Below are 15,751 nucleotides of genomic sequence, written 5' to 3'. Positions count from 1 at the left end.
TGTACATTTAGTACACCTAACCCATTGAAATGAAAAACCAACCTTTCATCGCTCCAGTTTTCGGGCTGATGCTCGGAATTTTCATAGTCGATTTCTTTTTCGATTCCAAATTATCCATTGCACTCAAATGGAGTCTGATCGGCATCATCCTTTTCTGTGGTTTAGGTTTTTGGTTTAGACACAAAATACTTGCGGTTTTCTTCATTTTTATTGCAATTGGATTTTTCTATTCTTCTCAATTCAATTCTTTTTCCGGTCTAAATCTAACCCAACTGGACAAAGAACTGTTCATTCAACTCAAAATCAAAGAAATCTACAAACCTTCTGCAAAATTTAGAAAATACAAAGCTGAAATCCTTCAAATCGACTCTACTTCAACTTCCAATTTTGCTTTGCTGTATTGGAAAAAAGAAAATCAAGAAATATATCCTGGGGATGAAATCTGGCTGAAAACCAAAATTCTTCCAACGCAAAAGCCGCTCAATCCTCATCAATTTGATTATGCCAAATGGTTGCGGAGGCAAAATATTCACTACACGATATTTTCAGATACTATTTTTCATCAAACCAATTCTAAATCCGCTTATTTCCAATTTGCCAAATACAAACGAAGGATTTACCAAAAGTTATTGGATTCCGGTTATTCCAAATCTTCTGCTGACCTCATCGGCGCCATGTTACTCGGCGACCGTACAGAAATGAATCCACAAACCGAAGAAAATTACCGAAAAGCCGGCGTAGTTCATATCCTTTCGATTTCGGGACTGCATGTGATGATGGTATTTTCCATTTTCATGATTTTACTCTATCCTTTGATTTATTTGCGAAACGGAAAGACGATTCGCATCCTTTTGAGCTTAACGCTTATCTGGAGTTTTGTGGTTTTTGTGGGATTTCAACCTCCAGTTTTGCGCTCGGCTGTAATGATTTCGGTGTATTATATCACAATTACCTTCAGACGAAAACCCAATGTTTACCATACGTTAGCGGTTTCTGCGATGATTCTATTGTTGATCAATCCCAATTTCCTGTTTGACATCGGTTTTCAACTCAGCTTTTCTGCCGTTTTCTTTATCGTTTATCTGCACCCGATTTATCAAAAAATATTTCGCCCTAAATCCAAATTCTCCCAATATTTCGTATCCTTTCTGGGCACAAGCATCTCGGCACAATTGGGAACATTTCCATTTGCGGCTTATTATTTTCACCAAACTTCCGGTCTATTTCTCGCAGGAAATCTTGTGATGATTTTGGCATCTTATGCAATGATTTGGGGTGGGATGTTTGCTTTGCTTTTGGTCGAATTTGGCATCAAATTCAACTTTTTCATCCATCTTTTTAACGGATTTATTGCGTTTTGCAATGAATATATTGCTTGGCTATCAAGTTTTGATGCTTTTGTTTTTGAGAATATTTCATTCAATTCTTTCGAAGTACTTCTGATTTTGGTTGGCATCATTTTGATTAAAATTATTTGGAAGAAACCAAATTTCAAATGGATAATTACAGGGCTTTCTGTCATTCTAATTTTTCAAGTCCAGCGAATGATTCGTTCGTATCAATTCGAGAAGAAAAAAGAAATCATCGTATTTCATCAAACCAGAAATTCGGTAGTTGGCGTTCGGGATGGATTTCAGTTGGATGTGTATGTTCAAAATATTTCAGATTCGGTCAATTTGAAAAAATACTTGGTGAAACCTTATGTAATCAACGAAGGAATTCGGAAAGTTGAACTTAGAGATTTAGAAAAAAGTCATCATTCAAATTATTATAAATCAAATCATTCCATTTATTTCGAAGAAAAACATTTGGTTTTAACCCATGGAGAATTCGTCCATAGAACCATTCACGCTGATTATGTGTTGATTCAAAACAATTCGGAAATAAATTTGGATTCCATTTCATCTAAAACCGAAATCATCATCGACGGAAGCAATTATCCAAATCACTTAAAAGATGTAGAAATTCCCATTTGGAAAACCCGTGAAAAAGGCGCCCGAATTATTGGGTTTGATTAAGATTTTCGAGCAATTGGGATTTTGGCATGAAGCCTAATAATAATTTCTCCAAACGTCCTTCCTGATTGATCACCGCATAGGCAGGATAGGATAGTTTTCCTCTAAGTGAAAAATACGCAAAGGAATGCACGCCGCGACCGCCGGTTTGGGGTTTGACATATTTGTAGGTTTTTCCTCTGAATTTCACATCGTTTTTCATCTCCGCATCAAATTTCACCGGAATATAATTTTCATTGATATGTTGCACGACTTCACCTTCTTTAAAAGTAGAAGCGTCCATTTTTTTGCACCAACCGCACCAATCGGTATAAAAATCAATGAACAATGGTTTTTCGGGCGAATTTTTCATTTCAACTTCGGCCTCTTCCAGCGACATCCAGTTGATATCCTGGGCTGAAAGCGAAAGTGAGATAAAAAACAGACTGATATAAACGTACTTTTTCATATTGATATTGAACGCATTCATTCCTAAATTGGTATAACAAAGCTACAACTTATTTGATTCCGTGCATTAATTTTTTCAATACCGGATGTAAAGCCATGACTAAAAGTCCAGCGATAATCGGAACGATGGTAAAGATCAAGAAAAAGGTCGAAAGTGAATATTCTTTGGTGATATTTTCAATTTCTCCTCCTAAAATGGCTGCTAATTTCTGACCAATTGCAATGGCGAGATACCACATCCCAAACATAAAAGCGATCATCCTTGCCGGCACCAATTTACTCACATAAGAAAGGCCAACAGGTGATAAACAAAGTTCGCCAAGCGTATGGAATAAATATGCCAAAACTAGCCAAATGAAACTGATCCTTACACCATCTGCTACACCATTAGTTCCTAAAAATAAAAATCCAAACCCAATCGCCATAATGATCAGACCCAAACCATATTTTACAGCTGCAGGTGGATTGTATTTACTATCCCAAATTCTTGATACTGATGAACCTAAAGTGATGATAAAAAACGAATTTAATGTACTGAAAAAAGACACGGTAATTTCAGAAGATTCAGCGCGTAATTCTCTGTTCAACATCCAAATCGCAATTCCCCAAACGCCTAAAAAACAAATGATCAAGACGATATTGGATACCGGAATTTTCTTCCAAGTTTGTTTTCCTAATAAGTACAAAACATAAGAAATCACCAATAATGGAACGATGGTCAATAACGTATTGACTATGTTAAAAATCGTCTGCGTAGTCCCTTCTAGACTTCTGTCAATATTATCTCTGGCAAAAATCACAAGTGAAGAAGCACCTTGCTCAAAAGACATCCAAAAGAAAACCACAAAAAAAGCGAAAATGATCACTGCAATCATCCGATCACGCACCACTTTTGTATAATTCATCAATCTTTTTACGACCACCGTTAAAAACATGACCAGTGCTAAAAGTGCCATTACATTTTGACCCGCAACATTGCCAATGCTAAATGGAAAAAGATTGATTCCTCCGATTTTTGAAAGTGGATCATTGAAAGCATAACCCAATCCCAAACAAATTGTAATGGCAATCATGATATAATCAAAAACCGTAAAAGGATTCAATTTATCGGCCGGTGTCGAAGTAGATTTAGGAGTTGGAACGCCTCCGATAGTTTCGATTTCATCACTTCCTAAATCTTCTTTTTCTCTTTTTGAAGGAATATCTCCAATTGAACCAAACAAAGGTTTCGCTAACCAAAATTGTAAAGTTCCCAAAAACATGAAAATCCCGGCTAAACCAAATCCCCAGTGCCATCCTATTTTCTCTGCCAAATAACCACAAAGCATCATCCCAAAAAAGGCTCCGGCATTTACTCCCATATAGAAAATTGTGTATGCACCATCTTTCTTTTCAGGGAATTTCTTATACATTTCAGATAAAATCGAAGTCATATTAGGCTTAAAAAATCCTGTCCCGATGACCAAAGAACCCAACCCTAAATAAAGAAACAACGGTGTATCCAATGCCATAAATGCATGGCCCAACGTCATGATAGCTGCTCCTACTACAACCGCCCAGCGATAACCGATGTATTTATCGGCAATCATCCCTCCAAAAATCGGTGTGATGTACAACAACATGGCGTATGTTCCGTACAGTGCAGCTGCATTTTCAGCCGACCAACCCCAACCCGGATTCTGCCCCAGAACAGCTGCGGTTAAGAATTGGATCAATAAAACACGCATTCCATAAAAGGAAAATCTTTCCCACATTTCAGTGAAAAACAAAACAAATAATCCAGATGGATGTCCAAAGACTTTGCTATTAAAAAAAGAATCTGAAGTTGTAGCTGTTTGCTGCATAATATTTTTTAAGAGCTCGCAAAGTACTAAGATTTTTTTAAATGAAACAGCCTGCAAAGAAATCTATGCAGGCTGTAATTCATTTTATTTAAAATTTAGATTTAAATCTCTTTCATATTTTTTTCTCTAGGACGAATGATCATTCGGTCATAAATCCACAAAGTCACGATAGAAAACAATCCGATTCCGACGATGACGTACCAGATTTTATTGGGATTATACGTATTCCAAAGCATTTCAACCATCTGCCAATGATCCATTCCCAATTTCTGTTCCGCCAATGCGAAATATTCGTTTTTGGAAAATGGCAAATGAACGTTGGAAATATCGACACCTTTTGTGGTGGCAAATTCACGGAAAGAAGTTTCCACCGTTGCCCAATCCACTTTTTCTGCTTTCAGATCAAATTGTCTCTCAAAATCCGAAATCGGCATTTTCAGCGCTTTTGAACCTGATTCTATGAATTGTTCATGGGTGACCACTTCCGGCATTTCGATATTGCGTTTTCCCATTTCTTTTTGCAATAAGGAGAGTTTGTCTGACCAAGATTGGTATAAATTTCCGGCGATGAATCCGGTAAAGAAATTACCCGCTGCAACTGGTAAAAAATACGTTCCTTGGTACAATCCTTCTTTTCCTTTTGGCGTAATCAAGGCGATAAACGAAGAAACTGTAGGGCTTGACATCATTTCTCCGATGGCAAAAATCATCGTTCCTAAAATTGTAAACCAAACACTATGCGTATAAAAAGTCAATCCAACACCAATTGTCGCTACAATTGCACCGCGAATTACGGCATTGATATGACGCATTTTGGTGACGAAATAGGAAATCGGAATTTGTAACATGATGATCATCAAAGCATCCAAATTGGAGAATTGTTCCGGTTTGATCAATCCAGTATCTTTGTCTACAAAGGATTGTTTCAGAAAGGGAACATTTTCGATGATCCAATGACTGATCGCACTTGAATCCACCCAATCATCAATAAAGTTAGGCAAGGTGTAGAACAATTGATTGAACATCACCCAGAAACAAATCATCAACAACAATAAAATGCTTAATCGGATGTCTTTTAAGGCTTCAAAAATTCCTTTCAAAGAATCTCCAATCGCTTTCCCAATCGAATCTTTTGGACGTTCTACCTTTGGTTCTTTGTAGAAAAACAATAAAATCAGCAAATTGATTCCGATCACGATTGCGGCTTGTATAAAGATGATTTTGTATCCATAAGCGTTTCGCAACGTAGATGACATAAATGGACCTACAAAACCACCGATGTTTACCATCATATAGAAAATCCCAAATCCGAGCGTTCCGGTCGATTCGTCTGTATTTCTTGCGACAATTGCCGAAGCCACAGGTTTGAAAAATGCAGCACCTATTGCCACAAAAAGAAAAATCATGTAAACACTCCAGTAGGTATTGACTTCACCCATGAGATAATAGCCTGCAATCATGATGATGTAGGCAATGGTTAAGGATAATTTATAACCAATTCGGTCTGCAATCACACCAAAAAACACAGGCAACAAATAAAGAATTGCTGTGATATTTCCCATGATGCTTCCTTTCTGAATATGGTTGAAACCGAGTCCTCCATCATCAGTAGAACCTACCAAATACAATCCTAAAATATTGAACATTCCATACCAAGCCCATCTTTCAAAGAGCTCCATATTACTGGCAATCCAAAAGTTTTTATTCAGCGATCCGATGGTTTGGAAGAAGGTTTTGTTGTTTTCTGTCATAGTGTATAATATTATAAAAAAACCTTGTCAAGGTTATTTTCGTAATGAAGAATTACCTTGACAAGGTTGAACGATTATTTATTTAACGTCTTGCATTAATTTTTTTACGATTGGGGAAATGAGAATCAGTAATACACCGGCTATGACAGCGTAAATTCCCAATTGTTTATAGCCGTCTGTATAAGCGATTAAAGCATCATAATTGGTGGAGCCCTCTTTGGCGGTAGCCAAATTTGCTCCGATGATTCCGGCTACATATTGGCCATAAGCACTGGCCAGAAACCAAAGCCCCATCATCATTCCCTGTAATTTTTCGGTGGACAATTTAGTCATGATGGAAAGACCGATTGGGGAAAGACAAAGTTCTCCCAATGTTATCACCAATAAGGCAATCGTGAAAATATTTAAAGATGTAACTCCCTGTAAATCTGCAAATAATCTTGTGGCAAATAAAACATAATAGCCCAATCCTAGGAATATAAATCCCAATCCGAATTTGATGACGGTATTGGGTTCAATTTTTCTTTTACTCAACCAAATCCACAGCAATCCGATCAAAGGTGCCAGAAAAATGATGAAAAATGCTCCGGCCGAATTATTGACGCCATTTGGATCCAATCCAAATAAATCTTTGTTCAGATTTTTGGCGGCAAAAATGCTCAGTGAACCTCCACTTTGCTCATAAATTCCCCAGAACAAAATAGAAAATAGGATGAAAATCAAAGCTGCCCAGAGTTTTTTTCTTTCAGCCGCATTCACTTTGGACATTTCATAAAACAAATAGATTAAAACCAGTGGCCCTATGGTCCACATGAAATAATCAGTATACTCCGTTTTGGCTACCATAACCATAATCAACGGCACAAATACCAACGATAAAATATACACCCCGTATTCTTTCCATTTTTCAATTGGATAGTATGTACCGTCTAATCTCATCATTTGAGGCTGTAAACCAATCGGACCTAAACTTCTTTGAGTGAAAACAAAATTAATCAGACTGATGACCATTACGATGGCTGCCAATCCAAAAGCTACATTCCACCTTGCTCCTTCAGCAATCACCGATGAGAGCATTTCACCTTTCCCTATGGCAATACAAAGATATCCACCCAAAAGCGCACCTAAATTGATTCCGGCATAAAAAAGCGAAAATCCGGCGTCTCGACGAGAATCGTCCGATTTGTATAATTTTCCGACCATGGTGGAAATATTCGGTTTGAAAAATCCAGTACCAACGACGGTAAATGCGATTCCCAAAAAGAAAAACTGATGAGGATCTGTGGCCAGAATCAAACTTCCTACGATCATCAAAATTCCGCCCCAGAAGAGCGATTTCCGGAATCCGAGGATTTTATCGGCAAAAAGTCCGCCTACAAAAGTAAAGGCATAAACAAAGGCTTGCGTTGCTCCGTATTGAAGATTTGCTGCTGTTTCTTCAAAATTTAATTGGTCGATCATAAAGAAAACCAACATCCCGCGCATTCCGTAAAAACAGAAGCGTTCCCACATTTCGGAGAAAAATAAAGACCAGATTTGTTTAGGGTATTTACCCTTAAAATTCTGGATTTGTTCAAGTGTGTTCATGTATAAATATAAAAGAGGATGCCTTTTTCAAAACATCCTCGCTAAATTATAAATTAATTGGTCTTTGACAAGAATTATCTCACTCCGTGCATCATTTTTTTCAAAAATGGGGTGATGGCAGCAAGGATTACCGCCGCGATTCCACATAAAACCACAAAAACCATAAAGAATTCAAATAAATTCCCGATTTCAAATCCGGCGAAAACCGGATTATGTGTCGGCAACTGATTATCGGTCAAAACCTTTTCCATTTGAGGTGTCAAAGCAACTGATTTGTCCAAAACCCCTTGTAAATTAATTCCCAATTCGCTTGCCTTTTGGAATTTATCTCCCGTCGCCGGTAATAATGCTCCCAATGTTCCTGCCAATGCATATCCGGCTGCATTTGAAATAAAGAACACGCCATACAACAAAGACGAAAAACGTTTCGGAGAAAGTTTTCCTACCAAGGATAATCCAATCGGAGACAAACATAATTCTCCACAAGTTTGGATGAAATACAATAAAATCAACCATTTTATCGCCAACATGCCCGAGCTTCCTAAATCTTTTACGTTATACGCAATGATAAAATAACTCAATGCCATCACTGCCAAACCGATGGCTTGTTTGAATGGTGAAACCGGTTCTTTTCCTTTTGCTCTCAATTTGTCCCACAACATACTGAATGGAACTGCCAAAAGCACGACAAACATTCCATTAAAAATTTGCACCATGGACGGTGGCATTTCCCAACCAAAAATATTTCGGTCGGTTTGGTTGTCTGCAATGAAGGTCAAGGACGATCCTGCTTGTTCAAAAGCGGCCCAGAAAAAGATGACGAAAAAGGAAATGATATAAATAACGAAAATTCGGTCGCGTTCTATTTTGGTCAAAGCCGAATCAGAAACTATCAACACTGCCAATGAAATCCCCGACGCATAAATAATCGGATAAATCACACCTTTGATCATCCCGGCTGCATCCATTCCGGTAAATCCGATTTTGTCAACCAATAAATATTGGAAAATAAAAAATAACCCTACAAATAGCGCGACAACAATCCCTAAAGATTTAGCAGTAAATTTGGCAGAAGTAGCTTCTCCTTCTTCGAAATCATCTTTTGTATTGTTTTTAGGCAAACCACCAATTGCTCTTCCTTCCGGTGTTACAACATATCTATTTTTCAATAAAACAAAAGTCAAAGTTCCGATGACCATGGCAATAGATGCTGCCAAGAATCCCCATTTAAAAGCAAATATATCTCGAACACCATCTACTTTTACATCCCCCAAAAACGGACAGATGAATTGACCTAAAAATGCCCCGATGTTGATTCCCATATAGAAAATGGTAAATGCCGAATCCAATTTGCTTTTTTCTTGTTTCGGATACAAACTTCCCACCATGGAAGATATGTTTGGCTTAAAAAAACCATTTCCAAATATGATAACCCCTAATCCAATCCACAACAAAGTATTGGACATTCCTAAATTCTCGCTAAAAATAGATGCGCTGAAAAAGAGAAGGATTTGCCCTAAAGCCATTAAAACTCCCCCCAAAATGATACAATAGCGGTTACCTAAAAATCGGTCAGCTACAAAACCTCCTAAAAGAGGTGTCAAATAACAAAGCGCCAAAAAACCTCCGTAAATAATCGAAGCATCAGCTTCCTTCATCATCAAAGCATTGACCATAAATAAGGTCAGCAAGGCGCGCATTCCATAAAAATTGAATCGCTCCCACATTTCAGTCCCAAACAACACCCAAAGCCCTTTTGGATGTCTGGAATTCTGTGGTTGATCTACACTAATATCTGCATTCGTCGTCATGTGTAATAGTTAAAATTAGTATATAATTAATGAATATTTTTTTCTTTCATCACCTTGTTCAATTGTTTCAGCAAAGCAAACATCAACAAAGTTGCAAACATCAACAGTCCGAAATTGATCCAGAAGAAATTGGCTTTGTCATCATAAGTATCCCATAAACTCGCCAAAACTCCGGACATTTTGTTCCCGATGGAGGTCGATAAAAACCATCCGCCCATCATGAGTGAGGTAATGTTAGTCGGACTGAGTTTGGAAACAACGGAAAGTCCCATGGGACTGAGGAATAATTCACCGATGGTAATGATGCCATAATTGGCAACTAACCACCAGACACTTACTTTTTCCGTTCCGTTTGCTCCGGCTTTTACCGCTGCGACCATCACGAGTACGGAAAGCGCCGAAATCAACAATCCAAACGCAATTTTGGTCGGTGTCGTCGGTTCTTTGTTTCGTTGGCGAAGCCAAGTAAAAAAGGCTACGATTAACGGTGTGAGGATGATTACCCAACCCGGGTTTATGGATTGGCTTAAATTGGTTGCCCAGAGCGAAACTTTTGAGCCTTCAGCCCTAAATTCGTCCGGATTATCGTTTCGGAAATACACCGGATAATTGACTTCTTTTAAAACAATGTCGCCTTCTTTTTGGATGCGAAATGCGTCATCATAAAGTGCTACCGAATCTTTTTTGAATTCAACTTCTTGTGCCAATTTTAGTGTACCGAATATTTCTCCGGTGACTCCTGTAACTTCTCTATCCGTATAGCGATCCGCCCAAGTATTCAATGCCGAACCGTTTAATTTGAAAACCGCCCAAAACAAAATCACCACCATGAAAATCGCTAACAATGCGCCGATCGGTCTTTTGTCATCTTTTTTCGCTCGGAAATACAAATTCCCATAAAAGAAAACCACCGGAATACAAGCAAAAATAAAAGCATCTGTACTGTCCGAACCAAATATGGCGCTGTTGGCATTGGAAGCCGATTCGACTCCTTTTAGCAACCATCCGATAACCCCAAAAACCGCTGATGGCACCAAAATGAACATCACGATTTTCCAAAATGGCATATCGCCCGGTTGTACTCCTTTTTTATGGTCATGTCCTTTGTAGAATTTTGTTCCCATGAAAAAGATGATCACACCGATGAACATTCCGACGCCGGCAGCCATAAATGCCCATTGCCAACCCAAAAGAATTTGAAGCGCAGCGCCAAAAAAGTTACAGATAAAGGCGCCGATATTGATTCCCATGTAGAAAATATTGTAACCTTCGTCTTTTTTGTCTTTGAATTTTTCTTCCGAATAAAAATTACCCAATAAAGTTGAAATATTGGGTTTAAAGAATCCATTTCCGAGAATTACCAATGTCATCGCAACATAAAGTGCCGTAATGTTGTGAATCCCCATCATCATGTAACCAATTCCCATCAAAACACCACCGATGATAATCGATTTCCGGTAACCCCAATAACGGTCCGCTACCAATCCACCGATGAAAGGCGTCAAGAAAACCAATGCAATAAAAGTTCCGTATAAATCCGAAGCTTGTTTTTCGGTCATCGCAAATCCGGTTTCGACGTCTTTGAGATACAATGTAAAAATCCCGATCATCAAATAGTATCCAAATCTTTCCCACATTTCGGAGAGAAAAAGATAAGGTAGTGCTTTCGGATGTTTGTTCCACATAGGTTTTGAGTTTATAAGTTTTGCAAGATATAGTTGGTCATTAAAGTATACAATTGAATTCTCGTTTTCCCTCCATAAATCCCGTGGTTTTTGTCGGGATACATCATCATATCAAATTGTTTATTGTTCGAAATCAAAGCCGTCGCCAAATCCATTGCATTTTGCACATGAACGTTGTCGTCTGCTGTTCCATGAATCAACAAAAATTTATCTTCTTTATCGTTGAACTGATTGGCATACGTAATCGGTGAATTTTTATCGTATCCATTCGGATTTTCCTGTGGAGTCCGCATGAATCGTTCGGTATAAACCGTATCGTAATACCGCCAATTGGTCACCGGAGCCACCGCTATCGCCATTTTGAAAACATCACCTCCTCTGAAAATACAATTGCTTGACATATAACCGCCATAACTCCATCCCCAAATCCCGATTCGCGAAGCATCTACAAATTCATATTTAGAAATGATTCTTGCCGCTTCGATTTGGTCTTCTACTTCCATTTTACCCAAATCCATATAAGTTTGTTTTTTGAAAGCTGCACCTTTGCCACCTGTTCCCCGACCATCTACACAAACTACCAAATAGCCATTTTGTGCGAGCATGAAATGCCAATAATCATTTGAATTGTACCAAGAATTGGAAACCGTTTGTGAACCGGGACCTGAATATTGGTACATCAAAACCGGATATTTTTTCTTTTTGTCAAAATCTTTTGGTTTGATGATATACGCATTCAATTCGGCGCCGTTTACTTTCATCGTGAAAAATTCTTTGGTACCGATTCCATCTGCTGAAAGTTTGGAAGTCATGGCCGAATTTTCTTTGATCACTGCCAATTCTTTTTCTTCATTTCCATCTCGCAAATAATAAGTAGTCGGCTGTGAATTAGACGAATACGAATTGATAAAATATTCAAATGTTTTGCTAAACTCGGCTGAATTTGTACCGTTTTTATCGGTCAAATAAGTCATGTTTTTTCCGTCCAAACTCACTTTCTGAACCTGTGTTTCAATCGAATTTCTTTTTCCGTCTTTTGAATTGGATTGAAAATAAATCGAATTGTCTTTTGAGTTGAATCCATAAAAATCCGTTACTTCCCAATCGCCTTTGGTAATTTGGTTGACCAATTTTCCCGATTTGTCATAATGGTAAATATGACGATTTCCATCGCGTTCTGAAGTCCAAAGAAATCCATTGTTCGCTAAAAATTCCATCGTAAAATTATCGGTATCAATCCATTTTGCATCGGTTTCTGAAAATAATTTGGATACTTTCTGTGAATGAATCTCTAAAAAATTCACATCGACTTTGTTTTGATGACGGTTGGAAGTTAGAACCGCCAATGTATTTTTATCGTTTGTAAATTTGATTTTCGGGATATAATAATTCTCCACAGAATTCAAATTCACATCAGCAGTTTTTCCTGATTTCAATTCAAAAATATGCAAACTCACTTTTGAATTGTCTTCACCCGCTTTCGGATATTTGAACCGCATTTCGTAGGGATAAAGGTTGTTTTCATAAACCGGAATATAAAATTCGCGCACTTTGCTTTCGTCAAATTTCACAAAAGCCAAAGCCGAACCGTCTGCATTCCAATCAAAATGCCGCACAAATCCGAATTCTTCTTCATATACCCAATCGCAAATTCCGTTGATGATTTCGTTTTTCTTTCCGTCGTTTGTGATTTGTGTAACTTTTCCATTGGTCAAATCCTGGTAATACAAATTGTTTTCAAACACAAATCCGACTTTTGTCGCATCTGGCGAGAAAGTGGGTTCCTGAACGGGTTTTCCGTCAAAAATAGATTTGAAAGATTTCGCATTTAGATCGTAAACCTGCCATTTGGCGGTAAAAGAATGCCGATAAATCGGTTGGGATCCTGTAGCAACGAGCATATATTTTTCGTCAGAACTGAAAGCATAATCATCAAAACTTCCCGAAAGAATCAAGGATTGGGAATTGGATTTGTTGAGAAAAGATTCGTACGAATATTGGTAAATACCCGTTTGTTCGTTGATGGAATAGTGTTTACCGTCGTTCATGGGATTGATGCCCCAAAGTCCGGGTGCATAGTATTTCCCTCCCCAAATGTTTTCAAGTGTAATTTGTTGCGCATTGACAATGAGCACATTAACTGCGCAAATCAATAAAATTAGTTTTCTCATCCTCTGTGTTTCGCTTTCTGAGTAAACTCAAAGATAGAAAAATTTGGGAAAGTTTAGGTTTTATTTAACGTATGGCGGTGAATCTCCATTTTGAAAAATATGAAACCTAACTTTGAAAAATACGAAACTCAACTTTGAAAAATACGAGGCGATTCACTGAAAACCCAGGCTTAAGGGATGGCATTTTTTAATTCGTCAAAAGCAATTGATTTCTGCTCGCCAGTTAGCATATTTTTCAGCGTAAGATTTCCTGTTTTCAATTCCTCCTCGCCTATAATGGCCACAAATTTCACCGCTTTTTTGTCGGCATATTGCATTTGTTTTTTCATTTTGGCAGATTCCGGGTAGACTTCACAGCGGACTCCATTGTCTCGTAATTCTTTTGCGAGATCCATGGCTTTTTCAGCTTCGGCTTCCCCGAAATTGATAAACAATACTTCGAGTGAATGGTCAACCGAATCGGGAAATAAATTCAATTCGTCCAAAACCAAATAAATACGATCTAAACCAAACGATATTCCCACACCTGAAATCCCATTTAGTCCAAAGATTCCGGTTAAATCATCGTATCGGCCTCCGCCGCCTATTGAGCCCATTTGAACGCCTTTGGCTTTGACTTCAAAAATGGCGCCTGTATAATAATCGAGACCACGAGCTAGTGTCAGATTCAACACCAAATCCGCCGATTTCAATCCTAATTTTTCGATTTTGGCAAAGACAAATTCCAACTCTTCAATTCCTTTTAATCCAATTTCTGAAGTATTCAAAATAGCTTTTAAGGAAGCCAACTGTGATCGGAAATCACCTTTCATCGAAAACAATGGAGACAGTATATCAATCGAAGTTTGCGGAATTCCTTTTTCACGCATTTCTTCTTTGACCTTTTCTTCGCCGATTTTGTCCAATTTGTCAAGCGCAACAGTAAAGTCAATCAATTTATCAGAAATATCGGCCACTTCAGCCAATCCGCTGAGTACTTTCCGGTTGTTAAAATGAATTTCTACCGGAACATTTAAATCCGTAAATACAGCGTCGTATAATGAAATCAAATCCACTTCTTGTAAAAGTGAATCGCTTCCCACTACATCAGCATCGCATTGATAAAATTCGCGGAAACGTCCTTTCTGCGGACGATCTGCACGCCAAACGGGTTGCATCTGATAGCGTTTGAACGGAAAGGTAATTTCGTTTTGGTGTTGAACGACGTAACGTGCAAAAGGAACGGTCAAATCGTAGCGCAATGCTTTTTCGGAAATGGTCGAAATGAGTTTCTGGCTGTTTTTTTCTTGCAAAATTGCATCATCGGCTTTCGCCAAATAATCCCCTGAATTCAGAATTTTAAAAATCAAGCGATCACCTTCTTCACCGTATTTTCCGGTCAGGGTAGATAGATTTTCAAAAGAAGGCGTTTCGATTGGTGCATAACCAAACAATTGGAATTGATGACGGATGGTGTCAAAAATGAATTGTCGTTTGCTTACTTCTTCAGGTGAAAAATCTCTGGTTCCCTTTGGGATAGACGGTTTTTGGATTGCCATTTTATATCGAATTTGGTCTATCGAAATTCGAAATTCGCCAGCAAAAAAAACCAATTCAATTGGTAGGGCGTATTTCTCAAATCGAAATTAGAAAACAAAGATGCAAATTTCCAAAATTCTAATTCAAATAATTGGGTTGAAATATCCTTTGAATCATGAAATAAGCCGTTAAAATACCCAAAGAATTGGCCAATAAATCCCAAAGGTCAAAAGATCTTCCCCAACCGATGAAATGTTGGAGGATTTCGATGATGAGTCCAAAAAGAATGGGAACCCAAAGGATTTGAAGATTTTTAGAGAAAAATTTGGCAGCAAAACCCAAAAAAGTAAAAATGAAGAACAAAGCGAAATGTACCGCTTTGTCTCCATTTTCTATTTTCAATTGTGATAACCAGCTTTCTCCATCAGAAGGAATGACGCTCATCGGCAACAAAGTCATGGCCAATAAAATCAGCGTATATATCCCAAAGAGGAATCGGCTAGGTGGTTTTCCGAAATTATCCTGTAATTTCCTGATAAGCTGCTGCATCTAATAAAGCATCTAATTCAGAAGCATCGCTTAGTTCGATTTTGATGATCCATCCTGCGCCATAAGGGTCAGAATTGATTTTTTCAGGTTCTGAATTTAAATCTTCGTTGAATTCCAATAATTTGCCTGAAACCGGCATTAACAAATCGGAAACCGTTTTTACAGCTTCAACAGAACCAAATGCTTCACCTGAAGCCACTTCATCACCTTCTTGAGCTGCAATATCGACATAAACAATATCACCCAATTGGTCTTGAGCATATTCCGTAATACCGATGTAAGCGGTATTTCCTTCAACTCTGATCCACTCGTGATCCTGGCTGTACTTTAATTCTTGTGGAACGTTCATAGCTTTTTATTTATCAAATTTTAA

At 38.0% G+C, this 15,751-nt stretch carries 11 protein-coding genes; 1 reads left to right on the top strand and 10 read right to left on the bottom strand.

Annotation, left to right across the window (positions count from 1 at the left end):
* Positions 1-29: 29 nt before the first annotated feature.
* Entirely contained in the window at positions 30-2,018 is a 1,989-nt protein-coding gene (locus HU137_RS05860) for a ComEC/Rec2 family competence protein (RefSeq protein WP_182042856.1), read from the top strand.
* On the opposite strand, the gene HU137_RS05855 is transcribed toward HU137_RS05860, so the two are convergent.
* From HU137_RS05855 to gcvH, 10 genes are all read right to left on the bottom strand, one after another.
* Positions 2,002-2,463 carry a thioredoxin family protein gene (locus tag HU137_RS05855; protein WP_182042855.1) on the bottom strand — a complete coding sequence of 154 codons (462 nt, stop codon included), beginning with the start codon at positions 2,461-2,463 and terminating at the stop codon, positions 2,002-2,004. The genes HU137_RS05860 and HU137_RS05855 overlap by 17 nt on opposite strands.
* 49 nt (positions 2,464-2,512) lie before the next feature.
* The gene (locus HU137_RS05850; protein ID WP_182042854.1) at positions 2,513-4,306 is read right to left on the bottom strand and encodes a peptide MFS transporter; all 1,794 of its coding nucleotides are present in this window, start codon (positions 4,304-4,306) and stop codon (positions 2,513-2,515) included.
* A 101-nt stretch (positions 4,307-4,407) separates the two neighbouring features.
* Positions 4,408-6,057, bottom strand: coding sequence for an MFS transporter (locus tag HU137_RS05845; RefSeq protein ID WP_182042853.1), 1,650 nt, complete (start codon positions 6,055-6,057; stop codon positions 4,408-4,410).
* Positions 6,058-6,135: 78 nt separating this feature from the next.
* Complete coding sequence (locus HU137_RS05840) at positions 6,136-7,644, bottom strand: peptide MFS transporter (protein ID WP_182042852.1); 1,509 nt, start codon at positions 7,642-7,644, stop codon at positions 6,136-6,138.
* 74 nt (positions 7,645-7,718) lie between these two features.
* Positions 7,719-9,455 carry a peptide MFS transporter gene (locus tag HU137_RS05835; protein WP_182042851.1) on the bottom strand — a complete coding sequence of 579 codons (1,737 nt, stop codon included), beginning with the start codon at positions 9,453-9,455 and terminating at the stop codon, positions 7,719-7,721.
* Between the two features lie 26 nt (positions 9,456-9,481).
* Complete coding sequence (locus HU137_RS05830; protein ID WP_182042850.1) at positions 9,482-11,140, bottom strand: peptide MFS transporter; 1,659 nt, start codon at positions 11,138-11,140, stop codon at positions 9,482-9,484.
* 11 nt (positions 11,141-11,151) lie between these two features.
* A complete protein-coding gene (locus HU137_RS05825) occupies positions 11,152-13,311 on the bottom strand; it encodes a S9 family peptidase (RefSeq protein WP_182042849.1) in 2,160 nt (719 codons plus the stop codon).
* 170 nt (positions 13,312-13,481) lie between these two features.
* Positions 13,482-14,849 (bottom strand): histidine--tRNA ligase, encoded by a 1,368-nt coding sequence (gene hisS, locus HU137_RS05820; RefSeq protein ID WP_182042848.1) that lies wholly within the window; start codon positions 14,847-14,849, stop codon positions 13,482-13,484.
* A gap of 118 nt (positions 14,850-14,967) precedes the next feature.
* The gene (locus tag HU137_RS05815) at positions 14,968-15,378 is read right to left on the bottom strand and encodes a VanZ family protein (protein ID WP_182042847.1); all 411 of its coding nucleotides are present in this window, start codon (positions 15,376-15,378) and stop codon (positions 14,968-14,970) included.
* Positions 15,347-15,727 (bottom strand): glycine cleavage system protein GcvH, encoded by a 381-nt coding sequence (gene gcvH / locus HU137_RS05810; RefSeq protein ID WP_182042846.1) that lies wholly within the window; start codon positions 15,725-15,727, stop codon positions 15,347-15,349. The genes HU137_RS05815 and gcvH overlap by 32 nt, the downstream gene beginning before the upstream one ends.
* Between the last annotated feature and the right edge of the window lie 24 nt (positions 15,728-15,751).

The organism is Moheibacter lacus, assembly GCF_014042165.1.
GTDB classification, from domain to species: Bacteria; Bacteroidota; Bacteroidia; order Flavobacteriales; family Weeksellaceae; genus Moheibacter; species Moheibacter lacus.
Note: the sequence above shows the minus strand (reverse complement) of the source record. Positions and strands in the feature narration are given on the sequence as shown.